At 69.7% G+C, this 24,156-nt stretch carries 26 protein-coding genes; 11 read left to right on the top strand and 15 right to left on the bottom strand.

Annotation, left to right across the window (positions count from 1 at the left end; all coding sequences use genetic code 11):
• Positions 1-26: 26 nt before the first annotated feature.
• Entirely contained in the window at positions 27-488 is a 462-nt protein-coding gene (locus JK364_RS14910; RefSeq protein ID WP_014054040.1) for an Lrp/AsnC family transcriptional regulator, read from the bottom strand.
• Between the two features lie 112 nt (positions 489-600).
• On the opposite strand from JK364_RS14910, the gene JK364_RS14905 reads away from it, so the two are divergent.
• Positions 601-777 carry a hypothetical protein gene (locus tag JK364_RS14905; RefSeq protein ID WP_201851532.1) on the top strand — a complete coding sequence of 59 codons (177 nt, stop codon included), beginning with the start codon at positions 601-603 and terminating at the stop codon, positions 775-777.
• On the opposite strand, the gene JK364_RS14900 is transcribed toward JK364_RS14905, so the two are convergent.
• From JK364_RS14900 to JK364_RS14890, 3 genes are all read right to left on the bottom strand, one after another.
• The gene (locus tag JK364_RS14900) at positions 774-1,448 is read right to left on the bottom strand and encodes a UbiX family flavin prenyltransferase (protein WP_201851880.1); all 675 of its coding nucleotides are present in this window, start codon (positions 1,446-1,448) and stop codon (positions 774-776) included. The two genes, JK364_RS14905 and JK364_RS14900, sit on opposite strands and share 4 nt — an antisense overlap.
• Before the next feature lie 81 nt (positions 1,449-1,529).
• Positions 1,530-2,453 (bottom strand): menaquinone biosynthesis prenyltransferase MqnP, encoded by a 924-nt coding sequence (mqnP, locus tag JK364_RS14895; protein WP_037955267.1) that lies wholly within the window; start codon positions 2,451-2,453, stop codon positions 1,530-1,532.
• Positions 2,450-3,901: a menaquinone biosynthesis decarboxylase gene (locus tag JK364_RS14890; RefSeq protein ID WP_198269777.1), complete on the bottom strand. Its 1,452-nt coding sequence runs from the start codon at positions 3,899-3,901 to the stop codon at positions 2,450-2,452. Before JK364_RS14890 ends, mqnP begins: the two co-directional genes overlap by 4 nt.
• A 90-nt stretch (positions 3,902-3,991) precedes the next feature.
• Between JK364_RS14890 and JK364_RS14885 the strand changes: the two genes are divergently transcribed.
• On the top strand, positions 3,992-4,498 hold the full coding sequence (locus JK364_RS14885; protein WP_201851530.1) for a PLD nuclease N-terminal domain-containing protein: 507 nt from the start codon (positions 3,992-3,994) through the stop codon (positions 4,496-4,498).
• A gap of 81 nt (positions 4,499-4,579) precedes the next feature.
• On the opposite strand, the gene ccsB is transcribed toward JK364_RS14885, so the two are convergent.
• The 7 genes from ccsB to hemL all read right to left on the bottom strand — a co-directional run bounded on the left by ccsB (position 4,580) and on the right by hemL (position 12,487).
• Positions 4,580-5,674, bottom strand: coding sequence for a c-type cytochrome biogenesis protein CcsB (ccsB, locus tag JK364_RS14880; protein WP_201851528.1), 1,095 nt, complete (start codon positions 5,672-5,674; stop codon positions 4,580-4,582).
• Complete coding sequence (gene resB, locus JK364_RS14875; protein WP_201851526.1) at positions 5,671-7,518, bottom strand: cytochrome c biogenesis protein ResB; 1,848 nt, start codon at positions 7,516-7,518, stop codon at positions 5,671-5,673. Before resB ends, ccsB begins: the two co-directional genes overlap by 4 nt.
• Positions 7,519-7,521: 3 nt before the next feature.
• A complete protein-coding gene (locus tag JK364_RS14870) occupies positions 7,522-8,286 on the bottom strand; it encodes a cytochrome c biogenesis CcdA family protein (RefSeq protein ID WP_164433327.1) in 765 nt (254 codons plus the stop codon).
• A gap of 6 nt (positions 8,287-8,292) precedes the next feature.
• Positions 8,293-8,910 (bottom strand): TlpA family protein disulfide reductase, encoded by a 618-nt coding sequence (locus tag JK364_RS14865; protein ID WP_201851524.1) that lies wholly within the window; start codon positions 8,908-8,910, stop codon positions 8,293-8,295.
• A gap of 105 nt (positions 8,911-9,015) precedes the next feature.
• Positions 9,016-10,203 carry a polysaccharide deacetylase family protein gene (locus JK364_RS14860; protein ID WP_201851522.1) on the bottom strand — a complete coding sequence of 396 codons (1,188 nt, stop codon included), beginning with the start codon at positions 10,201-10,203 and terminating at the stop codon, positions 9,016-9,018.
• Positions 10,204-10,475: 272 nt separating this feature from the next.
• Positions 10,476-11,162, bottom strand: a complete 687-nt coding sequence (locus JK364_RS14855; RefSeq protein ID WP_201851520.1) for a histidine phosphatase family protein — start codon at positions 11,160-11,162, stop codon at positions 10,476-10,478.
• An 8-nt stretch (positions 11,163-11,170) separates the two neighbouring features.
• Complete coding sequence (gene hemL / locus JK364_RS14850) at positions 11,171-12,487, bottom strand: glutamate-1-semialdehyde 2,1-aminomutase (RefSeq protein WP_201851518.1); 1,317 nt, start codon at positions 12,485-12,487, stop codon at positions 11,171-11,173.
• A gap of 117 nt (positions 12,488-12,604) precedes the next feature.
• Here hemL and JK364_RS14845 point away from each other — a divergent pair, with 117 nt between their 5' ends.
• Complete coding sequence (locus JK364_RS14845; RefSeq protein WP_201851516.1) at positions 12,605-13,153, top strand: hypothetical protein; 549 nt, start codon at positions 12,605-12,607, stop codon at positions 13,151-13,153.
• Between the two features lie 109 nt (positions 13,154-13,262).
• Here the strand turns inward: JK364_RS14845 and JK364_RS14840 are convergent, their stop codons facing one another.
• The gene (locus JK364_RS14840; RefSeq protein WP_201851515.1) at positions 13,263-13,799 is read right to left on the bottom strand and encodes a DinB family protein; all 537 of its coding nucleotides are present in this window, start codon (positions 13,797-13,799) and stop codon (positions 13,263-13,265) included.
• A gap of 323 nt (positions 13,800-14,122) precedes the next feature.
• On the opposite strand from JK364_RS14840, the gene JK364_RS14835 reads away from it, so the two are divergent.
• Positions 14,123-14,455: a YnfA family protein gene (locus JK364_RS14835; protein WP_201851513.1), complete on the top strand. Its 333-nt coding sequence runs from the start codon at positions 14,123-14,125 to the stop codon at positions 14,453-14,455.
• Here JK364_RS14835 and JK364_RS14830 read toward each other — a convergent pair.
• Positions 14,445-15,833, bottom strand: coding sequence for a hypothetical protein (locus tag JK364_RS14830; protein ID WP_201851511.1), 1,389 nt, complete (start codon positions 15,831-15,833; stop codon positions 14,445-14,447). The two genes, JK364_RS14835 and JK364_RS14830, sit on opposite strands and share 11 nt — an antisense overlap.
• Positions 15,834-16,089: 256 nt before the next feature.
• Between JK364_RS14830 and JK364_RS14825 the strand changes: the two genes are divergently transcribed.
• The 4 genes from JK364_RS14825 to JK364_RS14810 all read left to right on the top strand — a co-directional run bounded on the left by JK364_RS14825 (position 16,090) and on the right by JK364_RS14810 (position 20,038).
• A complete protein-coding gene (locus JK364_RS14825) occupies positions 16,090-16,845 on the top strand; it encodes an SDR family NAD(P)-dependent oxidoreductase (protein WP_201851509.1) in 756 nt (251 codons plus the stop codon).
• Positions 16,846-17,064: 219 nt separating this feature from the next.
• Positions 17,065-17,301 carry a ferredoxin gene (locus tag JK364_RS14820; RefSeq protein WP_201851507.1) on the top strand — a complete coding sequence of 79 codons (237 nt, stop codon included), beginning with the start codon at positions 17,065-17,067 and terminating at the stop codon, positions 17,299-17,301.
• The gene (locus JK364_RS14815; protein ID WP_201851505.1) at positions 17,291-18,679 is read left to right on the top strand and encodes an NAD(P)/FAD-dependent oxidoreductase; all 1,389 of its coding nucleotides are present in this window, start codon (positions 17,291-17,293) and stop codon (positions 18,677-18,679) included. Before JK364_RS14820 ends, JK364_RS14815 begins: the two co-directional genes overlap by 11 nt.
• 120 nt (positions 18,680-18,799) lie before the next feature.
• Entirely contained in the window at positions 18,800-20,038 is a 1,239-nt protein-coding gene (locus JK364_RS14810; RefSeq protein ID WP_201851503.1) for a cytochrome P450, read from the top strand.
• A 187-nt stretch (positions 20,039-20,225) separates the two neighbouring features.
• On the opposite strand, the gene JK364_RS14805 is transcribed toward JK364_RS14810, so the two are convergent.
• Both JK364_RS14805 and JK364_RS14800 read right to left on the bottom strand, forming a co-directional pair.
• Positions 20,226-20,435, bottom strand: coding sequence for a type A2 lantipeptide (locus JK364_RS14805; RefSeq protein WP_201851501.1), 210 nt, complete (start codon positions 20,433-20,435; stop codon positions 20,226-20,228).
• Between the two features lie 267 nt (positions 20,436-20,702).
• Positions 20,703-21,896, bottom strand: coding sequence for an RtcB family protein (locus JK364_RS14800; RefSeq protein WP_201851499.1), 1,194 nt, complete (start codon positions 21,894-21,896; stop codon positions 20,703-20,705).
• 163 nt (positions 21,897-22,059) lie between these two features.
• Here JK364_RS14800 and JK364_RS14795 point away from each other — a divergent pair, with 163 nt between their 5' ends.
• The 3 genes from JK364_RS14795 to JK364_RS14785 form a co-directional block, all read left to right on the top strand.
• Entirely contained in the window at positions 22,060-23,022 is a 963-nt protein-coding gene (locus JK364_RS14795; RefSeq protein WP_307841287.1) for a DUF3558 domain-containing protein, read from the top strand.
• Between the two features lie 147 nt (positions 23,023-23,169).
• Positions 23,170-23,874 carry a hypothetical protein gene (locus JK364_RS14790; RefSeq protein ID WP_201851498.1) on the top strand — a complete coding sequence of 235 codons (705 nt, stop codon included), beginning with the start codon at positions 23,170-23,172 and terminating at the stop codon, positions 23,872-23,874.
• 98 nt (positions 23,875-23,972) lie between these two features.
• Positions 23,973-24,156, top strand: a 184-nt coding sequence (locus JK364_RS14785) for a DUF2637 domain-containing protein (RefSeq protein ID WP_230991981.1), incomplete at its 3' end; no start/stop codon positions are given.

Below are 24,156 nucleotides of genomic sequence, written 5' to 3'. Positions count from 1 at the left end.
TCTGCTGATGTCAGCCTTGGCCGAGACTACGCCTCAATGTCCTCGGGAAGCTCGCCGACCCGGTTTTCCCACTTCGTGGACAGCACGATCGTGGTCCGGGTGCGGGAGACGCCCTTGGTGCCGGAGAGCCGGCGGATGGTCCGCTCCAGGCCGTCCACGTCGGATGCGCGCACCTTGAGCATGTAGGAGTCGTCGCCCGCGATGAACCAGCAGTCCTCGATCTCGGCGAGCTCGCGCATCCGGTGGGCCACCTCCTCGTGGTCGGTGGCGTCCGAGAGCTGGATGCCGATCAGCGCGGTGACGCCCAGCCCCAGGGAGGCGGCGTCCACGGTCGCGCGATAGCCGGTGATCACCCCGGCGGCCTCCAGGCGGTTGATCCGGTCCGTGACGCTGGGCCCGGAGAGGCCGACGAGCCTGCCGAGCTCCGCGTAGGAGGCCCGGCCGTTCTCCCGCAGGGCCTGGATGAGCTGCCTGTCCACCGCGTCCATAAGCACAAGCGCCTTCCATTATTCAGAGATTGAGCGAGATTACATGTAGAATCTAAGGCATCAGGACCACAAGTCCTGTAAATCTTTTAGGCGATCGACCATCCCTCAGGAGATGAGACTCACCGTGTACACGATCGAGGGCCTTGAGGCGCGCATGCTCGAGCTGCGGGACCTGGCCAACCGCTCGCGTGCAACCCGTACCACCGACCGGCCCGTCTCCCGCGCGGCCCGCCGCGCGGCCGTCGTCGCGGCCCGCGCCGCGCGCACCAGGCGGCGCTGGACCCGCTAGGCCGTTCCCCGGTCCCGGTCCCCACCGAGTTCCCCCTCCCACCGGCGGTACAGCTTGTGCGGCACCCCTGCCGCGTCCAGCACCCGCCCCGCGACGAAGTCCACCAGATCCTGGATGTGCGTCGCCCCCGCGTAGAACGCCGGCGAGGCGGGCAGCACCACAGCGCCCGCCTCGTCCAGCGTCACCAGAGCCTTCAGCGTCTGTCCGCTCAGCGGTGTCTCCCGCACCGCCACCACGAGCTTGCGCCGTTCCTTGAGCGTGACACTCGCGGCCCGCTGGAGCAGATCCTTCGACAGCCCGAGCGCCACCCCGGCCACACACGCCGTGCTCGCCGGGACGATCAGCATCCCCTTGACCGGATACGAGCCGGAGGACGGCCCGGCCGCCAGGTCCCCGGGCGACCAGTGGGTCACGTCCGCCACCTCGGCGGGCACCTCGAAGGCGTCGGGCGTGCCGTCCGCGCCGCGCGCCAGCCAGCGGCACAGATCGTCGCGCCAGTGGGCGTCCCGGAACCCGATCCCCGTCTCGTCCAGGAGCGTCAGCCGTGACGCCCGGCTGACCACCAGGTCGACCGCCTCCCCCGCCGCCAGCAGCGCGCGCAGCACCGAGGCGGCGTACGGCGTCCCTGACGCGCCGGACACACCGACGACCCAGGGACGGCGCCCGCTCACTTCTTCGTGCGGCCCGTACGGCTCATGCGGCCCGTAAGGCTCGTGCGGCGTCTCCACGTCACCGAGCCTATCCGGCGGGTCTCACAGGCCGAGGCCCCGCACCACCAGGTCGAGGAGCGCGCAGCAGAACAGGGCGATCCCGATGAAGCCGTTGACCGTGAAGAAGGCGCGGTTCAGCCGGGACAGATCGCCCGGCCGCACGATCGTGTGCTCGTACGCGAACGCCGCCGCGACGATCGCCAGCCCGGCCCAGAAGAACGCCCCGGCGTCCGTGGCCAGCGCGTACCAGACCAGCAGGGCCGTGGTGACCACATGGCAGACGCGCGCCCCGTAGAGGGCGCCCGCGATGCCGAAGCGGGCCGGCACCGACCGCACCCCGTGCGCCCGGTCGGCCGCCACGTCCTGGCAGGCGTAGATCAGGTCGAAGCCGCCGATCCAGATGCCGATCGCGAGCCCCAGGATGGCCGCGTCCCACGACCACTCGCCGGTGACCCCGATCCAGGCGCCGACCGGGCCGATGGCCTGGGCCACGCCCAGGATGGCGTGCGGATAGTCGGTGAACCGCTTCCCGTACGGATAGACCACCATCGGCACCACCGCGAGCGGCGCCAGCGCCAGGCAGAGCGGGTTCAGGAGCGCCGCGGAGCCCAGGAAGACGGCGAGCGCGATGAGCGCGCCGGTCCACGCGGTGCGCACCGACACGGCGCCGGTGACCAGCTCCCGGCCGGCGGTGCGCGGATTGCGGGCGTCGATCTCGCGGTCGATGATCCGGTTGCAGGCCATGGCGAAGGTCCGCATGCCCACCATGGCGATCGTGATCAGCAGCAGCCGCGTCCAGTGGACGGTGCCGTCCCACAGATGCATCGCGGTCAGCGCGGCGATGTAGGCGAAGGGCAGCGCGAAGACCGAGTGCTCGATCATCACCAGCCGCAGAAAGGCGCGGACCCGGCCGGGCGGCGCCGGTTCGGGGCCGAAGAGATCGGGGGTCGCGGAATCGGCGCTCACAGCCCGTACTCCTTCCATCGCTTTGTCACCCGATCGGCGGTCTCCGGATCGGACATGACCATGCGCGGCCATCCGCCGTCGCGCGTATAGCCCTCCTCGGGCCATTTCGCGGTGGCGTCGATGCCCGCCTTACCGCCCCAGAACTGCTGGTACGAGGCGTGGTCGAGATGGTCGACGGGACCTTCGACCACGGTCAGATCGCGGGCGTAGTCGGTGTTCCCCAGAGCGCGCCAGGAAACCTCGTGCAGATCGTGGACATCGCAGTCGGCGTCGACCACGACGATCAGCTTGGTGAGCGACATCATGTGGGCGCCCCAGATGGCGTGCATCACCTTCTGCGCGTGCTTGGGGTACTTCTTGTCGATCGAGACGATCGCGCAGTTGTGGAACCCGCCGGACTCGGGGAGGTGGTAGTCCACGATGTCCGGGATGATGATCTTGAGCAGCGGAAGGAAGAACCGCTCGGTCGCCCTCCCCAGCGGCCCGTCCTCGGTCGGCGGCCGGCCCACCACGATCGACTGGAGCAGCGGCCGCCGCCGCATCGTCACACAGTCGATGGTCAGGGCCGGGAACGGCTCCTGGGGCGTGTAGAAGCCCGTGTGGTCGCCGAACGGGCCCTCCGGCAGCGTCTTCCCGGGCTCCAGCCAGCCCTCGATGACGACCTCGGCGGCCGCCGGGACCTGGAGCGGCACCGTCTCGCAGTCCACCATCTCGACCCGCCGGCCCTGGACGAACCCCGCGAAGAGGTACTCGTCGATGTCGCCGGGGAGCGGCGCGGTCGCGGCGTAGGTCACGGCGGGCGGCGCGCCGAAGGCGATCGCCACCGGGAGCTTCTCCCCGCGCCGGGCGGCCACTTGGTAGTGGTTGCGGCTGTCCTTGTGGATCTGCCAGTGCATGCCGATGGTGCGGCGGTCATGGCGCTGCAGGCGGTAGAGGCCGAGGTTGCGCACCCCGGTCTCCGGGTGCTTGGTGTGGGTCAGGCCGAGGTTGAAGAACGACCCGCCGTCCTCGGGCCAGGTGAACAGCGCCGGAAGCTGGTCCAGATCGACGTCCTCGCCGGTGAGGACCACCTCCTGGACGGGCGCCTCCTTCACCTTCCGCGGCGGCACATGGGCCATCGAGCCCAGCTTCCCGAACGCCTCGCGCAGGCCGACGAACCCCTGGGGCAGTTCGGGTTTGACCAGCCCGCCGATCTTCTCGCTGATCTCGTCGTACGAGCGGAGCCCCAGCGCCTTCAGGAGGCGGCGGTCGGTGCCGAAGACATTCATGGCCAGCGGCATCGCCGAACCCTTGACGTTCTCGAAGAGCAGCGCGGGGCCGCCCGCCTTGTTGACCCTGTCGACGATCTCCCCGACCTCGAGATAGGGATCGACCTCGGCCTTGACCCTCTTGAGGTCGCCTTCCCTGTCGAGCGCCCGCAGAAAGGAACGAAGATCGTCATAAGCCATGCGTCCCAGTATCCGGTACGCACTACCCTGGTCCCGTAACTGGGGGCCCGAGCCACCGCCCCGAACACCACACGCAGGGGGAATCGCCTCATGCTAAGGGTGCTGATGATCCTGGTGCCGCTGGCACTGAGCATCTACGCGTTCATCGACTGCATCACCACCGACGAACAGGACATCCGCTATATCCCCAAGCCCATCTGGGCGATCCTCGTCCTGCTGTTCCCCATCGTGGGCTCCGTCTCCTGGCTGATCGCGGGCCGCAAGCGGGCCGCCCCCGGAGGCGCCGGCCGGCCCGGCGTCCGGGGCACGGGCGGCGGGGGCGGGGGCGGCTGGGTCGCGCCGGACGACAACCCCGAGTTCCTCAAGTCCCTGAACGACAAGGGCCATAACGACAAGGGCCATAAGGACGACGCGGACGAACCGGCCGACACGCCCGGCGACCGCGAGAACGACGAGGAGCGGCTGAGGGACTGGGAGGCCGACCTCCGCCGCCGCGAGGAGGAGCTGCGCCGCAAGGGCGAGGGGCCGGGCTCCGGTTCGGGTTCCGGTTCCGGGTCCGGCACCGGTCCGGAGGACACCCCGCCGGCCGCGTCCTGAAGAGCGGCCAGGCGGCGGGACAACGCGACGGCCGGTTGCCCTGACCCATGTCAGGGCAACCGGCCGTCGCGTTGCGCGGTGTCAGACCCCGGCGTAGGAGTGCTTGCCGGTGATGAAGATGTTGACGCCGTAGTAGTTGAACAGGTAGCAGCCGAAGGCGATCAGCGCCAGGTAGGCGGCCTTGCGGCCCTTCCAGCCGGCGGTGGCGCGGGCGTGCAGGTAGCAGGCGTAGGCGACCCAGGTGATGAAGGACCAGACCTCCTTGGGGTCCCAGCCCCAGTAGCGGCCCCAGGCGGCCTCGGCCCAGATCGCGCCCGCGATGATCGTGAAGGTCCACAGCGGGAAGATCGTGGCGTTGATCCGGTACGCGAACTTGTCCAGCGACGCCGCCGAGGGCACCCGCTCCAGAACGGACTTGGCGAACCGGCCGAACTGCTTGCCCTCCGGGTTCTCCAGCTGGGCCTCGTAGCGGTCCCGGAAGAGGTAGAGCAGCGTGGCGACGGCCCCGATGTAGAGCGAGGCGCCGGAGACGATCGCGCAGCTGACGTGGATCCACAGCCAGTACGAGTGCAGGGCCGGAACCAACTGGTCGCTCGCGGTGTACAAGACAGAGACGGCGAGACCGAGGTCGAGGAGGACCGTGGTGACGAGGGGCAGCCCGATCCAGCGCACATTCTTCTTCAGCGCCAGCAGCACCAGGTATGTGGCCACCGCGACCATGGCGAAGGTCGTGGAGAACTCGTACATGTTGCCCCACGGCGCCCGCTGCACCGACAGCGCGCGCAAGAAGACGCCCGCGGCATGAAAGAGGAAGGCCAGTACGGTCAGGCCCACCGCGATCCGGCCGTACACATCGCCCTGTTCGGTGCCGCCCGCGGCGCCCGGCCCGTCCGGGACGTCGCGGCTGCCCGCCGCGGAGCGGGTGACGATCTTCGGCCGGTCCAGGACGGCGGTGCCGCCGCCCTGCCCGCCGACCCGCACGGTCACCTTGGCGCGCTGGGCGGCCTCGGCTTCGGTGGTGATCGCGGCGGCGGTGCGGCCGACGGCGCTGCGGCTGCCGAACACCCACTCGGCGATATGCGCCAGGAAGGCGAGGGTGTAGACCGCCATCGCCGAGTAGATCAGCACGTTGCTGTAATGAGCCAGGTTCTCGTTGACTTCGGCGGCGAGGTTCACGCGCGCGCTCCTTCGGCAGGATCTGCGGGATCTGCGGTGTCGGATGCGGATTCCGAGGCGGAGTCCTCGGTGGATTCCTTGGCGGAGTCCTTGCTGGAGTGCCCGGTGGAGTCCTTACCGGAGTTCTCGGTGGAGTTCCGGTCGGGCTCCGGGTCGGGTTCCGCTTCCGGGGCCGGGGGTGCGTCCGTCTGGAGACGGACGGCCAGATCGGCGAGTTCTTCGGGCAGCTTGGCGTACTCACTGCGGCCGAGCCCCGCCATCTCGACCACAGTGGTGCCGTCGTCGCCCGGCACCGCGCGCACCCACACCCGGCGGCGCTGGATGAACAGGGAGCCGGCCAGGCCCACCAGGGCGGCCACGGCACCGATGAGGGCGCCCTGGTCACCCGGCTTGTGCGAGATCTGGAAGCTGGCCCATTCCTTGACGCCGTCGAACGACAGCGTTCCGGCGCCGTTGGGCAGCTTCATGGTGTCGCCGACCTTGAGCGCCCGGGCGAACTTGGTCTTGCCGTCGGGCTCCCGGAACTGCTTCATCCGCGACTTGTCCAGCTGGTACACGCTCTGCGGAGTGCCGCCGTCCACGCCGAGGCTGCCGTGGTAGGCGGTCAGGACCAGCGTCGGATTGTCCAGCGCCGGGAAGACGGAGAACATGCCCTGGCTGCGCACCCAGGTCGGCAGGAACTGCCCCTGGAAGCCGATTTGATCCTTCTTGCCGTTCTTGTCCCGATAGTCCGGAACCTTGATGACCATGCTCTCGGTGAGGTTGGCCCCGTCGATCGGCAGGCCGACCACCGGGCCCTGGTGCACCACATCGCCCTTGCCGTCCCGGATGGTGACGACCGGCGAGTAGCCGTGGTTCAGCAGGAAGACCTTGTAGCCCGCGATCTCCAGCGGCTCGTTCACCTCGATCGAGGTCTTGTGGCTGGCGCCGTCCGCGCCGTCCCAGTAGCGCACATCGGCGCGGAAGGTGCGCGGGGTGCGCATCTGCGGACCGCTGCGTTCGTAGGTCGCGGTGAAGCGGTCCAACTGGAAGCCGAAGGGGGCGAGATCGTCGCTGTTGAACAGCTGCCCCGTCTTGATGTCGTCGTACTGGGTGAGACTGTTGGAGAAGCCGCCGCCCTCGGTGATCAGGCTGCTGCCCTCGGTCTTCCACAGCTGCCCGGCGGCGAAGGACACCAGCAGCACGATCAGCGCGCTGTGGAAGAGCAGATTGCCCACCTCGCGCAGATAGCCCTTCTCCGCGGCCACCGAGTCACCCGAGGCCTCGATGCGGAAGCGGCGCCCCTTCATGATCTTCCGGGCGGCCGCCAGCACCTGCTCCGGCTCGGCCTCACTGCGCCAGGTGGTGTACGCGGGAAGCCGGGTCAGCCGACGGGGCGCGGCCGGCGGGCGGCCGCGCAGCTGGCCGATGAACTGCCAGGTGCGCGGCACGATACAGCCGATGAGCGAGATGAACAGCAGGAGGTAGATCGCCGAGAACCACACCGAGCTGTAGACGTGGAACAGCTGCAGCTTCTCGTAGATCGGGGTGAGCGTCGAGTGCCGCTTCTGGAAGTCCTGCACCTTGAGCTGGTCGATGCTGGTCTGCGGGACCAGGGAACCGGGGATCGTGGCGAGGGTGAGCAGCAGGAGCAGCAGCAGCGCCACCCGCATCGAGGTCAGCTGCCGCCAGAACCACCGGGCCCAGCCGAGCGGCCCCAGCGAGGGGACGTTGATCTCCTCGGCCGGGGCGGTGGACAGCTGCGACTCCGCGGCGCCGAGCTCGCGCTCCTCGGCGGTCGCGCCACCCTCGGGCGGCGCGTCGGCCTCCTTGCCGGCCGCGGTGTCGGTATCGGTGGTGGACATCGATCAGATCCCAACGTTGAAGCCCTGAGCCCAGGTCTGCATGGAGCCCATCATGGTGTCCCAGACACCTGTGAGCAGCAGCACCCCCAGGGCGACGAGCATGCCGCCCCCGGCTCGCATCACCCAGACGTAGTGCCGCTTGACCCAGCCGAAGGCACCCAGCGCCCGCCGGTAGGCCACGGCGACCACCACGAACGGCAGCCCGAGCCCCACGCAGTACGCGGCGGTGAGCAGGGCCCCGCGCCCCGCACTCGCCTCATTGAACGCCAGGGCGTTGACGGCGGTGAGCGTCGGCCCCAGGCACGGCGTCCAGCCGACGCCGAACAGGGCGCCCAGCACCGGCGCCCCCGCGAGCCCCAGCGTGGGCTTGATGTGGAAGCGGAACTCCCGCTGTCCGAAGCCCCCCAGCACCCCCATGAAGGCGAGGCCCATCACGATCGTGACGACCCCGAGGACCTTGGAGATGGTCTCCTTGTGCTCCTGGAGCGTCCAGCCGAAGTTGCCGAAGAGCGCGCCGCCGGAGACGAAGACCGCGGTGAAGCCGAGCACGAAGAGCGAGGCACCCGCGACCATCCGGCCGCGCTTCGCCTCAGCCAGATCCGTGCCTGTGACCCCTGTGACGTACGACATATAGCCGGGCACCAGAGGCAGCACACAGGGGGAGAAGAAGGAGACCAGTCCGCCCAGCAGGGCGACCGGAAGCGCCAGCAGCAGCGCCCCGGTCAGGACGGTCTGGTTGGGATCGGTCGCGGCGGCCAGCGTGTTCACGAAAGGTCACTTCTCCGCGATCAGCGGGGTGACCATCGTGCGCAGGCGCTCCTCGCTGAGCGGCGTCAGAGCGCGGGCCGCGATCCTGCCCTCCCGGTCCAGCACGATCGTCGAGGGGATGGCCTGCGGATTGAGGCTGCCCTTGGGGAAGCGCAGCATGAGCTTCCCGATCGGGTCGTACAAACTCGGGTAGTCGACGCCGTATTCCTTCTCGAACCTGAGCGCGGGGGCGCGGTTGGAGTCACGGGTGTTGATCCCGATGAACTGCACACCCTTGGCCTTGGTGTCCTTGGCCACCTTGGCGAGGTTCGACGCCTCGGCCCGGCAGGGGGCGCACCAGGAGCCCCAGACGTTCAGGACCACGATCTTGCCCTTGTAGTCCGCCACGTCCAGCGGCTTGCCCTCCAGGGTCTTGCCCGAGAGCTGGGGCGCGTCCTTACGGTTCTCCTTGGCGACGGTGTCCACGCCGCCCTTGCCCTGAACGAACTTGGTGTCGGCGGAGCCGCCCGAGGTGCCACCCCCGCCGCAGGCGGTCAGGGACAGCGCGGCAACCGTGGCCCCGATGGCCAGCACGGTTGTGCGACGACGGGTCGCGAGGCCCCGAGGGGCACGGCAGGCACTCATGTGAAAAGTTTCGCATGGCCCTTTTGGGGATCTTCGCCACCCCCCTCCGGGCACCCTCGCCGGGGCCCGGAGCACCCCGGCGGACCTGACGGCCCGCCGGTGCCGTCAGCCGCCGTTCGCGCTCCACGCCTGGCCCACGCCGAGCCCGCTCAGCTCGGCCAGGACCGCGGGGTCCTGTGCGTCCAGCCAGTCGGTGAGCTGCTTGAAGGAGACCAGCCGGACGTCCTTGTGCTTCTCGTCGGCCATGTGCTTGAGCGCTTCCTCGACGGCGTCCATATAGATGCCGCCGTTCCACTCCTCGAAGTGGTTTCCGATGAAGAACGGGGCGCGATTGGTCTCATAGGCCCGCTTGAAACCGGCTATGTACGCCTCGGCGGCCTGCTTGCGCCAGCCCGGGTAGTTCGCGGGCGGGGCATTGGTGGAATTCTTCGACTGGTTCGCCAGGATGTTGTAATCCATCGAGAGCACCTCGAAGGAGTGCCCCGGAAAGGGAATCTGCTGCAGCGGGAAGTCCCAGATGCCCTGCTTCTTCGACGGCCACACCTGGAGTCCGCCGGGCGAACTCGCGTCATAGCGCCAGCCGAGTTCCCGGGCGGTCGGCAGCAAATTGGTCTGGCCCTTCAGACACGGAGTGCGGCCGCCGATGAGCTCCTTGTGGTAGTCGAAGGGCAGCGGATCCACATCGGTGAAGCGCGTATTCGTCCGCCACTCCGTGACGAAGGACATGGCCTGGTCGATCTCGGACTTCCACTGCGCGGACGTCCAGTTCTCCACCGAGCCGCTTCCGGAGCAGAAGTGGCCATTGAAATGGGTGCCGATCTCATGGCCCTCGAGCCACGCCTCGCGCACGTTCCGCAGCGTGGCCTTGATGTGCTCGTCGGTGAGATAGCCGATGTCGGAGGCGCCCACCGGGTTGTTCGGCGGCCGGTAGAGCGACTTCTTCGACTCCGGGAGGCAGTAGATACCGGAGAGGAAGAAGGTCATGATCGCGCCGTGGTCCTCGGCCAGCTTGCGGAACCGCGGGAAGAGACCGTTGCCGACCTCTCCCGCGCCGTCCCACGAGAACACCACGAACTGCGGCGGCTTCTGCCCCCGTTCCAGCCGCTCCGGCTTCGGGGCCTCCTTACGCCGCTCACCGTGCGAAGTGGAGCCGTCACCGATCGGCTTCGCCTGGGTCGTCTTCGCGGGCTTCGGCGTACCGGATCCGGACCCCGAGGAACAGCCGGCGACGGCCAGTGACGCCGCCGCTCCCATACCAAGACCGAGGATCCCCCTCCGGCTGACCTCACGCATAACGTCCTCAATTCGCACTCGCCGCTCTGATTGCCCGGGGTGTCCGGACAACCCTGGAGATGGCGAGGCGAATAGCGAGGTTCCGAAAGAACGCGGTCAATTACACGGCGGACACAATGTCTCCATTAGGTGCCACACCGCACGGCCCAAGGGTCATCCCACGGCCATGCGCCCGTCACGCACATCGCGGGCCACACATCGCAGGGCCGCACATCGCGGGCCGCACACACGGCGGCCCGCACCCCCGGCCCGGCCGTGGCCGGGCGCACCAATCAGGCGCCGTAGCCCTTGGAGGCCCCCTTCACCGGCTTGGCACCAGCGCGCAGATGGGGCGGAACGAGATCACGGGCCGGTTCGCTGTAGCCCACCGAGACGATCCGGTCGCCGCGGAAGGTGAAGCTGGTGAGGCTGGCCAGCGTGCACTGCCGCCTGCGCGGGTCGTGCCACAGCCGCCGCCGCTCCACGAAGCTGCGCACGATCCAGATCGGCAGCTGATGGCTGACGCACACCGCCTCGTGCCCGCGCGCGGCGTCCCGCGCCCGGCCCAGCGCCGCCATCATCCGCACCACCTGGTCCACATAGGGCTCACCCCAGGACGGGCGGAACGGGTTGGTGAGATGGCGCCAGTTGCCGGGTTTGCGCAGCGCACCGTCGCCGACACCGAAGGTCTTGCCCTGGAAGACGTTCGCCGCCTCGATCAGCCGCTCGTCCGAGGCCACGTCCAGGCCGTGCGCCTTGGCGATCGGCGCCGCCGTCTCCTGCGCCCGCTCCAGCGGGGAGGCGACCACATAAGTGATGTCACGGTCGGCGAGGTGCTCGGCGACCCGGTCGGCCATCTGCCGCCCCAGATCGGAGAGGTGATAGCCGGGCAGCCTGCCGTAGAGCACGCCCTCCGGGTTGTGGACCTCGCCGTGGCGCATCACATGGACGACGGTGATGTCGTTCTCGCTCTGTGTCATGTCATCCATCATTCAGTGGCCTCGGCGGCGGCCCGCGCCGCCCCCGGCAGAGCCGCCGCCACCCGCTCCAGCGCCTTCTCGTCGTGCGTCGTGGAGACGAACCACGACTCGAAGGCGGACGGCGGGAGGTAGACGCCCTGGGACAGCATGGAGTGGAAGAAGGCGGTGAAGCGGAACGCCTCCTGCGCCTTGGCCCTCTCGTAGTCGGTGACCTCGTCGGCGGTGAAGAAGACCGAGAACATGTTGCCCGCGACCTGGACCCGGTGCGCCACGCCCTCCTTGGAGAGCGCCTCCGTCACCATCGCCCGCAGCCGCTCGGAGGCCGCGTCGACCCGCCCGTACGCCGCGTCGTCCAGCAGCCGCAGCTGGGCTACGCCCGCGGCCGTGGCGACCGGGTTCCCGGACAGCGTGCCCGCCTGGTAGACCGGGCCGGCCGGGGCCAGGCGCTCCATGACATCGGCGCGCCCGCCGAAGGCCGCGGCCGGGAAGCCGCCGCCCATGACCTTGCCGAAGGTCATCAGGTCGGGCTCCACGCCGTCCAGCCCGAACCATCCGGCCCCGGAGACCCGGAAGCCGGTCATGACCTCGTCGGAGATGTAGAGCGCGCCATGGTCGGCACAGAGCTGCTTCAGGCCCGCGTTGAACCCGGGCAGCGGCGGCACCACGCCCATGTTGCCCGGCGAGGCCTCGGTGATCACACAGGCGATCTCCCCGGGGTGCGCGGCGAAGGCCGCCCGGACCGCCTCCAGATCGTTGTACGGCAGCACCACGGTCTCCCCCGCCTGCGCTCCCGTCACCCCCGGGGTGTCCGGCAGCCCGAAGGTCGCCACCCCGGACCCGGCCGCGGCCAGCAGGGCGTCCACATGCCCGTGGTAACAACCGGCGAACTTGATCACCTTCGACCGCCCGGTGAACCCACGGGCCAGCCGGATCGCCGACATCGTCGCCTCGGTGCCGGACGACACCAGGCGCACCTGCTCGACCGGGGCGACCCGCGCCACGATCTCCTCGGCGAGCTCGACCTCGCCCTCCCCCGGCGTGCCGAACGACGTACCGCGGGCGACGGCCGCCTGCACGGCCGCGGTGACCTCGGGGTGGGAATGGCCGAGGATCATCGGTCCCCACGAGCACACGAGGTCCACGTACTCGCGTCCATCGGCGTCGGTGAGGTACGGACCGTCCCCGGACACCATGAACCGGGGCGTACCTCCCACGGCGCGGAACGCCCGCACTGGAGAGTTCACGCCGCCGGGCGTCACGGCGGCCGCGCGATCGAAAAGCGTCTGCGAAACTGGGGCTGCGTACGGATAGCTCACGCACGCCATGTTGTCAGAGGCGGACGTACTCCCGCGGCCCGGCGTTTCACAGCTCTATGGTGGGGGAGGTCTCTGTGAACAGAGATCGGGTTGCGCGGTAGTGGCCGCGAGTGGTCGGGTGGAGATATGCATCGCGGTGGCGAACTGGGTGAAGGGACTGACGACCGAGGCCCCGAGCGTGCCCGGCCCGGACGCCATCGGCGGGACGAGGCGGGCAGGGCAGGCAGAAGCGGGGGCCGCATGGGGGTGACCTACAAGTACTTCGGTGCGCCGGACGGCGCCACCGCGGCCAGGGTCCCCATCTCCATGCGCCCCGAGGAGCTCGGCGGCGACGAGCTCGGCCACGGCATGTTCACGAAGATCAAGCCGGAGACGGTGGCGGCGATGGTCCTCACCGGCATCGAGGGCGTCCCGCTGCACAAGGTCCCCCCGCTCGAACTGGTCGTTCTCCACCCGGACTACGCCGTCGTCAAGCTTCCGATGACCGCCGTCGATCCGCTGCGCGGCGTCGGCGAGGAGGCGGTGGGCGCCGCGGCCTTCATCTGGTCCACGGTCCCCGACCGCGGCGGCCCCCGGGACGCCTTCTTGGTCTATCAACTGCTCCACGAGTGGCAGGACTTCAGCCACCGGCTGCACGAGGCGGGCCACCAGCCGTACTGCCTGGTCTGGCCCTGAGTCGGGGGCTGTGGCCCTGAGGCGGGGCGGTGGCCCTGAGGCGGGGCGGTGGCTCCGAGCGCGGGGCGGTGGCTCCGAGCGCGGGGCCGTGGCCCTGAGGCCATGGCCCCTACGACGCGGAGGCGGCGCGCAGCAGGCGGAGTTGGCCGATCTCGGTGGCGTTCTTCATCAGCTCGGCGTTCACCCAGGCGGCCATGTGGGAGATGGTGTGCTCGGGGTCCCGGTCCCAGGGAAACGGCGCGATGGCGTCCAGGTCCTCCTCGGTGAGCCGGTCCAGTACGGCCGTCCACTCCGCCCGCAGACCGCGCAGCCACTCGATGGCCGCCTTACCGTCGCCGGGCCAGCCGACCTCGGTCCGCTCCCGCGGCCCGCGTCCCTCCGCGTGGTCGATGGTCACGCTCCACCACCAGCCGATATGCCAGCTCAGCCATCCGATGGTGGGGACGGGCACGGGATCGGGCTCGGTCTCCGCCCAGTCGGGCAGCCATGACCCATCGGCGCCCTGCCGCACTGTCCAGCAGCGGGCCGTAGGCTCCCACAGGAAGTCCTCGGGATCCAACCGCTCCAGGTGGTACTCGAAGAGCGACCAGGTCAGGTCGAACTGCCAGCGGAGTAAGGCGCGGCGGGAGGTCGTCGACGTCGTCATCGGCCGACCCTGGCACACGGCCGGATGCCCGCAAAGGGAATTTCACTCAGGGGCTCGCCGACCGGGTGGTCGGAGTCCTGGCCGGTGCAGAGGAAGTAGCCCGTCCAGCGGTAGTGGCTGTGGGGCACGGTGCCCGGCCCTCGGTGCCCGGCCCTCGTTGCGATGGAGGCCGAGGACGCCCGGAGAGCCCTCGGCGGCGTCGACTCGAAGGCGGAACCGCACGGCACCCATCCCCCGGTGTGATCCTGTGGTGGGCGCCGGCGCCGGTCGTAGCGTTCCGCTCCGCTACGGGGCCGTGCATGGGCGGGCCGTACCCTTCCCCCATGCTCATCGCACGTTCCATCGCTCTGTTCGCCGTCGCCGCGCTCCTGGAGATCGGCGGCGCATGGCTCGTCTGGCAGGGCGTGCGTGAGCACAGGGGGTGGGCGTGGATCGGCGCCGGGGTCATCGCTCTTGGCGCCTACGGATTCGTGGCCACGCTCCAGCCGGACGCGGAGTTCGGCCGCATCCTCGCGGCGTACGGCGGCGTGTTCGTCGCCGGATCGCTCGCCTGGGGCATGGTCGCCGACGGCTACCGGCCCGACCGCTTCGATGTGCTCGGAGCGGTGATCTGTCTGGCCGGAGTCGCTGTGATCATGTACGTGCCTAGGAGGTAACCATCGGCCGGCCGTGGCCGCCCTTGCCCTCATGGTCGCCGTGGTGGTCCTTGCCCTGCTTGCCGTGGTCACCGTGGTGGTCGTCCTGCTCCTGCTCCGTGCCGAGGACGCAGCCGGTGTCCGGGTCGATGAAGACGGTCGTGATGGTGTGGTCGCACTCGACCTCCACGACCCACACCTGCTTGACCTCCTTCTTGTGCGGGTCCTTGTGCTCGTCCTTGCGCTGCTTGTCCTTGCGCTGGTCGTCGTGGTGGCGCGAGTCCTTGCGGTCGTCCTTACGGCCGTCCTCGTGCTTGCCCTTGTGGTCCTGGTCGTCCTCGGGGCAGTCCACCAGCTCGGCGCTGACCGCCTGGCCGCCGACCTCGCACTCGGCGATCTCGACCGCCTCGGCGAGCGTCACCGAGTCGTTCTTCTTCTGGTCCTGCTTCTTCTGGTCCTGGTGCTCCTTGTTCTCCTGGCCGTGGCGCGCCTGGTCGTCCTCGTGGACGGGGACGGCGACGGGACGGACGGCACCGCGGTCCTGGGCCTCCTCACCGGACTGGGCGGCCTCGTACGGCTGCGCGGCCTGCTCGGGCTGAGCCGCCTGCTCCGGCTGCGCGGCCTGCTCGGGGCGCGCCGCGCTGCGGCCCTGGAGGCCAGGCCAGTACTTCCCGGTGGGGAAGTAGCGGGTCGGGTCCTTACGGCCCTGGTCCTCGCGCTGGCCGTGCTCCTCCTTGCGGCCGTCCTCCTTACGGCTCTCTTCCTTGCGGCCGTCCTCCTTGCGGTCGTCCTCCTTGCGGTCGTCCTCCTTGCGGCCGTCCTCCTTGCGGCTGTCTTCCTCGCTGCCGCTCTCCTCACGACCGCTGTCCATCTTCTCGTCGTACCGGCCGTGGTCCTCGCGCTGGCCGTGCTCCTCGCGCTGGTCGCTCTCCTCGCGCTGGTCGCTTTCCTTCTTCTCGTACCGCCCGCCCTCGTCGTGACGGCCGTCCTCATCGTCCCGGGCGTGGTCGTCGTGGCGGCCGCCGTTGGGGTCCTCGTGGCTGTTCGCCTCGTAGCGGCCGTGCTCGTGGTCGCGCTTCTTGTCGTCGTGACGACCGTTCTCGTGGTCCTTCATCTCGTAGCGGCCGTGCTCGTGGTCGCGCTTCTTGTCGTCGTGACGACCGTTCTCGTGGTCCTTCATCTCGTAGCGGCCGTGCTCGTGGTCGCGCTTCTTGTCGTCGTGACGACCGTTCTCGTGGTTCTCCTTCTCGTGGTTCTCCTTGTTGTCGCCGTGCGCCCGGTCCTGGGGACAGTGGTTGCCCTGCGACGAGTGCGGGTCGGGGGTGCTGGCCGAGGCCCATGCGGTTCCCGGAGCGCCGGCGACCAGGGCCGCCGCCGCGATGGCGCCCGCTGAGGCCACGCCCCAGCGTTGGAAAGAACGACGGGACCGCTGAAGGAATCTGCTCTGCTGGGTCATTACCTGAATTCACTCCTTGGGCATGGGTGCTCCAACTACCGGCGCCGCGCCGGACGCAGTGCACCCTTCCCCGAGCCCGAGAGCCCCTAGCGGATTCCGATCTTCAGTCCCCCGGTTGGAGGTAAATCGGGCCGTCATATCCTGCATATGGATCATGCGCACACACCACCGTTTGCGCCACGTCGCCTCTGGAGGGCCGATGACCACCCGTACCGCAGTCATCACCGGCGCGAGCAGCGGGATCGGAGCCGCGACCGCGCGCCGCCTGGCGGCCGCCGGATTCCGCGTCGTCCTCGCCGCCCGCCGTAAGGAGCGCGTCGAGGCGCTCGCCGCCGAGCTGACCAAGGCGGGGCACGAGGCCGAGGCGTACGTCCTGGACGTCACCGACCGCGCCGCCGTGGAGTCCTTCGCCGCCGGTCTGGACCGCTGCGACGTCCTGGTGAACAACGCGGGCGGCGCGGTCGGCGCCGAGACCGTGGCCACCGCCGACCCGGCCGACTGGCGGGCGATGTACGAGGTCAATGTGGTGGGCGTGCTCCAGGTGACCCAGGCACTGCTGCCCGCCCTCACCACCTCCGGCGACGGCACGATCGTCGTGCTGTCCTCCACGGCGGGGCATGTGGCGTACGAGGGCGGCGGCGGGTACGTGGCGGCCAAGCACGGCTCCCACGCCATCGCGGCCACTCTGCGCCTGGAGCTGTGCGGTGAGCCCGTGCGGGTGATCGAGATCGCCCCTGGCATGGTCAGGACCGACGAGTTCGCGGTGAACCGCTACCGCGGCGACGAGAGCCAGGCCGCGGCCGTCTACGACGGCGTGACCGAGCCGCTGACCGCCGATGACGTGGCCGACACGGTCGAATGGGCGGTCACCCGCCCCTCGCATGTGAACATCGACATGATGGTTATCCGTCCCCGCGCCCAGGCCGCCCAGCACAAGGTCCACCGCGAGCGCTGAGCCCGTTCGCCCTCGTCCTCCACGGCCCCTCACAGCCCCGCCGCGACAGCTCGCCGTCCCCCGTTCGGCTCAGTGCGTGTGCGCCGTCCCGGGGACGCTCCGATGCTGGGAGTGGCCGTCACCTCGCGGTGATTCCTCGCCGTGTTCCTCGCGGTGATTCCTCGCCGTGTTCCTCGCGGTGATTCCTCGCCGTGTTCCTCGCGGTGAAGCGGAGGCGTCATGAGGGTTGTCGTTGATCTCAACCGGTGCCAGGGCTATGCCCAGTGCGCCTTCCTCGCGCCCGATGTGTTCGCGATGCACGGTGAGGAGGCGCTGCTGTACGACGCGCAGCCGGACGACGCGCACCGCGCGGACGTGCTGCGGGCGGTGGCGGCGTGCCCGGTCAGGGCCATCACCGTGGAGGGCGCGGGCGGCAGGTGGACGGCGGACCGGGTGGGTGCCTCCGATGGCGCTTGACGGCTCCCTGGAGCGGCTCCGGCGCGAGGGTCACATCGTCGTCGTGGGCGCCTCCCTGGCGGGGCTGCGGGCCGCCGAGACGCTCCGGGAGGAGGGCTTCACCGGCACGCTCACCATGATCGGTGACGAGCCGCACGAGCCGTACGACCGTCCGCCGCTGTCCAAGCAGGTCCTGCTCGGCCTGGTGCCGGTCGACCGAACGGCCCTCCCCCGCCGCCGCGCGATCGACGCGCGATGGCGGCTGGGCGTCGCCGCGACCGCGCTGGACATGGCGGCCAAGCGGGTGACGCTCGCCGATGGCACCTCGGTGGAGTACGACCGGCTGCTGATCGCCACCGGTGTGCGCTCCCGCCCGTGGCCGAACGAGCTGGAGGCCGGCCTGGACGGCGTCTTCGTGCTGCGGACCACGGACGACGCCGCCCGGTTGGTCCACCGGCTGCGGGCCGGACCCCGCCGGGTGCTGGTGATCGGTGCCGGGTTCACCGGCTCGGAGATCGCCTCGGTCTGCCGTGAGCGGGAGCTGCCCGTCACGGTCGCCGAACGCGGCCCGGCTCCCCTGGTGGGCGCCCTGGGCGGCGTGATCGGCGAGGTGGCCGCCGAGCTGCAGCACCAGTACGGCGTCGATCTGCGCTGCGGTGTGATGGTCACCGGGCTGGAAGGCGACGGCGCGGGCAGGCTGCGGCGGGCCCACTTCTCCGACGGCGACGCGCTGGACGCGGAGGTGGCCGTCGTCGCCCTGGGCGCGACGCGCAACACCGAATGGCTCGCGGGCTCCGGACTGGCCGCGGGGCCGCGCGGGATCGCCTGCGACGCGGGCTGCCGGGCCTTCGACGTACGGGGCATCGTCTCCGACGACGTCTTCGTCGCGGGGGACGTGGCCCGCTCCCCGCATCCGCTGTTCGGCTACCAGTTCCTGTCCCTGGAGCACTGGGGCAACGCGGTCGCGCAGGCCGAGGTCGCGGCCCACAACATGATCAGCCCCGGTGAGCGGCGCCGCCCGCACCTGTGGACGCCGTACTTCTGGTCGGCCCAGTTCGGCCGCAACATCAAGTCCGTCGGGGTGCCGAACATGGCCGACCAGATCCTCGTAAGCCAGGGGTCGCTGAGCGAGCACCGCTTCACCGCGGTCTACGGCTACCAGGGCCGTGTCATCGCCGCCGTCACCTTCGACCAGGCCAAATGGCTGGAGTTCTACCAGCGGCAGATCGAGCGGGCGGCGCCCTTCCCCCTGCCGTTCACCACCGTCGACCGGCGGACCGAGGGCATGCGGCCGGTGCCGGCCGGGTTCCCCGACCCCTCGGTGCCCAGCCACGGCCCCGAGGTCACCGTCAGCGGCCACTCCCCGACCGACCAACGCGTCACGTTCACCCCCGCCTGACGTGGACACCGCCCGCGCCACCTTCCCGCTGACGCGGACACCACCTGACGCGGACACCACCCGCGCCGCCTCCCCCGCTGACGCGGACACCACCGGCATCGCACCCGGAAGGACTCCACCATGACGTCGGTCGCACTCCTGGGCCAGATCCTCGACCACGCCAACCGCGCCGACCCGTACCCGCTGTACGCCGAGCTCCGCAGGACGCCCGTGGTGCGGGACGAGTCCGGCCCCTACCTGGTGAGCACCTACTGGGAGATCCACAGCCTGCTCCACGACCCCAGGGTCAGCTCCGACGTCCGCAATCTCGCCCCCGAGGCGAGAACCGTCGCCGCCACCGACGACCCCGACCTGCCGCCGAGCTTCATCCGGCTCGACCCGCCCGACCACGACCGGCTGCGCCGGCTGATCATGCGGACGTACGGCCCTCCGCACGCGCCCCGGCGGGTCTACGACCTGCGCGGCGAGATCTCCGGAATCGTCTCCGGCCTCATCGACCGCTTCCAGGGCCGGGACCGGATCGACCTGGTCGAGGACTTCTCCTACCCCTTCCCCGTCACCGTGATCTGCCGTCTGCTCGGCGTCCCCCCGGAGGACGAGCACCGCTTCCACGGCTGGGCCGACACCGTGGCCACCGCCATCGAGCCGCCCTCCGGCACGCCCGAGGAGCGACAGGTCCACCGGGAGGCCGTCCGGGAGGCCCGGCACCAGCTCGCCGCCTATCTCTCCGGCCTGATCGACCAGCGCCGCCGCGCGCCCCGGGACGACATGATCTCCGGTCTGGCCACCGAGCGCGGGGGCGACGAGAGCCCGATGTCAGTGTCCGAGATGCTCAGCAATCTGACGCTGCTGCTGATCGCGGGCCATGAGACCACCGTCAACATCATCACCAACGGGATGCTCACCCTGCTGCGCCACCCCGACGCCCTCAAGCAGCTGCGCGAGGACCCCGAGATGATCTACCCGCTGGTGGAGGAGCTGCTGCGGTTCGAGCCGCCCGTACAGCTGCTGCCCGAGCGCACCACGCTCGACGACATCGAGATCGGCGGCACCACCATCCCCAAGGGCGCCTCCCTGTGGCTCGTCCCGGCCTCGGGGAACCGGGACCCCAAGCGCTTCCCGGAGCCGGACCGCTTCCTCCCCGACCGCCCGGACAACCAGCACTTCGGCTTCGGCAGCGGCATCCACAACTGCATCGGCTCGCCCCTGGCCCGGCTCGAGGCGCAGACCGCCCTGACCGAACTCGTCCGCCGGCTGGACAACCCGCGCCTCGTCGAGGACCCGCCCCCGTACCGCCGCAACGCCGTCCTCAGAGGGCCGCGGCACCTGGCCATCGCGTACGACGGCGTCAAGCGATAAAGGCTGTGTCTCAGCCCTTCACGCAAAACGCTCGGCTGGGAAACCCCAGCCGAGCGCCTCGCCAAGCTCCTGGCCACAGCCAGTTGATCACTTGTGTTGCGGCGACCCCTGTGCTGCGACGACCCCTCAAATCCGCCGTGTGGCCAAGGGTCTTCAGGCCGCGCGGATGTTCAGCCTTTGCGACTGATCAGACGGCGGTGACGTTGAGGCCCGCCTGGCCGCTCCACAGGTTCGCCGCACCGTCCACCACGACGTTGTGGCCGGCCAGCTCGACGCCGCCGAGTCCCTCCAGGCCCCCCGGCTGGCTCTGCAGGGTCAGCCCGCCGGCCACGCCGCCGGCAACGCCGTCCAGGTCGGCGTCGGATATCTCGCGGGTCTCAATCTGGGCGTTGTACATAATGCACGCTTCCTTCGTCAGTGATCTCTTGCGTGAGACGGCCAGCCGCCTCACTCCGACTGCGCCACACGTGCCCCACATGTCACTCCCGCACCGGGCGGACGTTTGCGGAGCACAGCAGGTTGCACCCCCTGCCCGTCCGTCTCCTCCGGCTCTGTGGTGGTCTCTGGTTCGGGGGGCGTCGGCGCTTCATCGCCGATGCCATGCCTACGGCGCCCCCGGACCGTCGCCAGTCCGCGGGCCGTCGATCACGTACGGTCCCGCACCTCAGCCCTTGACGCAGATGACCTGCTTGAGCTTCGCGACTACCTGGACCAGGTCCCGCTGCTGGTCGATGACCTTCTCGATCGGCTTGTACGCCCCCGGGATCTCGTCCACGACACCGGAGTCCTTACGGCACTCCACGCCCCGCGTCTGCTCCGCCAGATCCTGGGTCGAGAAGCGCTTCTTCGCCGCGTTACGGCTCATCTTCCGGCCCGCTCCGTGCGAGGCCGAGTTGAACGACGCCTCGTTCCCCAGACCGCGCACGATGTACGAACCGGTGCCCATCGAGCCCGGGATGATCCCGTAGTCCCCGCCCCCGGCGCGGATGGCGCCCTTACGGGTCACAAGAAGGTCCATGCCCTCGTAGCGCTCCTCGGCCACGTAGTTGTGGTGGCAGCTGATCACCGGCTCGAAGACCGGACGGGCCTTCTTGAACTCCTTGCGCACCACGTCCTGGAAGAGCGCCATCATGATCGCGCGGTTGTACTTCGCGTACTCCTGCGCCCAGAAGAGATCGTGCCGGTACGCCGCCATCTGCGGGGTGTCCGCGATGAAGACGGCCAGGTCGCGGTCGACCAGATTCTGGTTGTGGGGCAGCTTCCGGGCCTCGCCGATGTGGTACTCGGCCAGCTCCTTGCCGATGTTGCGGGAGCCGGAGTGCAGCATCAGCCAGACCGCACCCTCGTCATCGAGACAGAACTCAATGAAGTGGTTACCGGATCCGAGCGAACCCATCTGCTTGACGGCCCGCTCCTGGCGGAACTTGACCGCTTCGGCCACTCCCCCGAACCGGTTCCAGAAGTCGTCCCACCCCGTCGTCGGGAACGCGTGCAGCCGCCCCGGGTCCACCGGGTCGTCGTGCATACCGCGCCCCACCGGGATCGCCTGCTCGATCTTGGACCGCAGCCGCGAGAGATCGCCCGGAAGGTCGTTGGCGGTCAGCGACGTCTTGACGGCCGACATCCCGCACCCGATGTCCACCCCGACCGCCGCCGGGCACACCGCGCCCCGCATCGCGATCACCGAGCCGACCGTGGCACCCTTCCCGTAATGCACATCCGGCATCACGGCGAGGCCCTTGATCCAGGGCAGGGTGGCCACATTGCGCAGCTGCTGCATGGCCACGCCCTCGACCGTCGAGGGGTCGGTCCACATCCGGATCGGCACCTGCGCGCCGGGCACCTCGACATACGACATGATGTACTCATTCCCCCGTAAAAGACTGAAAACACAAAAGCCGGGCCAATGCCCCATAGGCGGCGGGCGACCGGCAGGCACGGCAGTGCGTGCGGTAGACATTGTGTCCAGCCACCGCCCGCGGGCGGCAAGGAGTTTTCCGTCGCTCGAAGGGACACGGACAGTGCAGCCAGCGCAGCGAAGGGCGTACGGACGGCGGGCCACCCCGGCCGTCGCCGTGCTCATCACCGTGCTCGCCGCCGCGGGGCTCGGCGGATGCACCGGCTCCGATTCGACGACCGACCCGGACGACGGCGCCTCCGGCGACTCCGGGACGGCCGTCTCGGCCGAGCCCGGCCGCTATCGCACCCTGCCCGAGGCATGCGGCGCGGTGAGCCGGAAGACCCTCCAGGCCCTGCTGCCCGGCGCCGAGCAGGACGACAAGGTGTACGACGGCCAGGCGGCCGTGACGTATGACATAGACCGCCGGGACGGCTGCCGCTGGAAGGTGGAGACCACGAGCGGCACGCGCTATCTCACGATCGACTTCCAGCGCGTGGTCTCGTACGACCCCTCGGTCAGCGATGACGACCGGGCCCAGGAGACGTACGAGAAGAAGGCCGTCGCCGCCGATATCCCGGACGCCACGAGCCCTCCCTCGAGCCCCTCCAGCTCGGAGAGCGGCTCGGACGGCGGCGCGAGCGACACGGGCGGCGCGAGCGACGACAGCGGCTCCTCCGCCTCCGCCAGTTCGAGCGCCGATGAGCCGGGCCAGAGCAGCAAGGGCGACAAGGGCGATGAAGCCGGTAAGGGCGACAAGAACGATGAGGGGGGCAAAAGCACCGATAGTCCCTCCGCGGGCGCCGACGCGAGCGGCGGAAGTGACGAAAGTGACACCGCCTCGGAGGACACCGCCCCGCGCCGGCTGGACGACCTCGGTGACGACGCCTTTCTCAACGACCAACTGATCACCAAGGACTCGGGTATCCACCGCGACATCACCGTCGTGTTCCGGTCCTCGAATGTGATTGCCACCATTGAGTACGACCAGTGGACGACCGACAAGAAGCACATTCCCAGCAGCCAGGAACTGCAGGAAAACGCCCAGGACTTGGCCGATGAACTGACCGGTCGCCTCAACGAATAACGGGTCCTCGCCGCACCCCCGCGAGCCCCCCGTCCCCTCCCCGCGGAGACCTCGGAAATTGGGACGCCCGCGCCTCGGCCGCGTACCGTGCCGACTAATGACGCGGGCGGCACGTCCGCCCATCGACAGAGAATGAGCGAAGGACCCATGCACCGTTCAGCCCCGCGACTCGCCCGAATACTCGCCTGCGCGACCGTACCGGTGGTGCTCGTCGCCGGCTGCTCCTCCGGCTCGGACAAGAAGGACGACAAGAACGCCGGTGGCTCAGCGAGACCCAGCTCGCCCAGCGCTTCACCCACCGTCGCGGCAGCCAAGTTCGGCAAGCTGCCCGATGTGTGTTCCACGCTTTCCGGGAAGACGGTCGACGATCTCGTCCCCAAGGCGCAGAACAAGAAGGGCAAGGCCCTTCCCTCGGCCGACACCAATACGTCGGCCAGCTGCCTGTGGAGCGGCCTCGACGAGTTCGACTACCGCTCGCTGACCGTCTCCCTCAAGCTGTTCCACTCCGACGCGGGGCTCGGCTCCGGCGACAAGCGCGCCGGGGAGTACGCCGCCCAGCAGGCGAGCAGGGCCGCCACCGCCGGTAAGGTGACCGACCCCAAGACCGAGAAGGTCGCGGGCATCGGCGACGACGCGACCTCGGTCAGCACCAAGGAGAAGAAGGACGGCGACGACTTCCGCGACCAGACGGTCGTGGTTCGCACCGCCAATGTCGTCATCACCGTCCAGTACGACGGCGCGGGCTATGAGACCGCCAAGGCCCCGGACGCGGCCGACCTGCTCAAGGACGCCAAGTCCGCGGCCAAGGAGGCCGTCGGCGCCATCGGTAAGGGCGCCAAGAGCGGGGCCTGACCCGCCGAACACGACCCCTTCCCGCCCATGAGCCTTGACGTGTATGCGACGCTGATGCGGCTGTTGTTGAGGACGGGGAGGGGTCGCGGGTGGCCGCGATGCAACTGACACGGATGCACCGAATACTGGCCGGGGTGGTCGTCACCGGGGCGGTGGTGATCGCGGCGATCGGCTTCGCCGGTTCCTACGCCGCAGTGCGCGATCTCGCCCTCGACAAGGGCTTTGGCAAGTTCGCCAACGTCTTCCCGATCGGCATCGACGCGGGGATCGTGGTCCTGCTCT

Origin of the sequence: Streptomyces endocoffeicus (assembly GCF_016741935.1) — a bacterium.
In the GTDB taxonomy this organism is placed as follows: Bacteria; Actinomycetota; Actinomycetes; order Streptomycetales; family Streptomycetaceae; genus Streptomyces; species Streptomyces endocoffeicus.
Note: the sequence above shows the minus strand (reverse complement) of the source record. Positions and strands in the feature narration are given on the sequence as shown.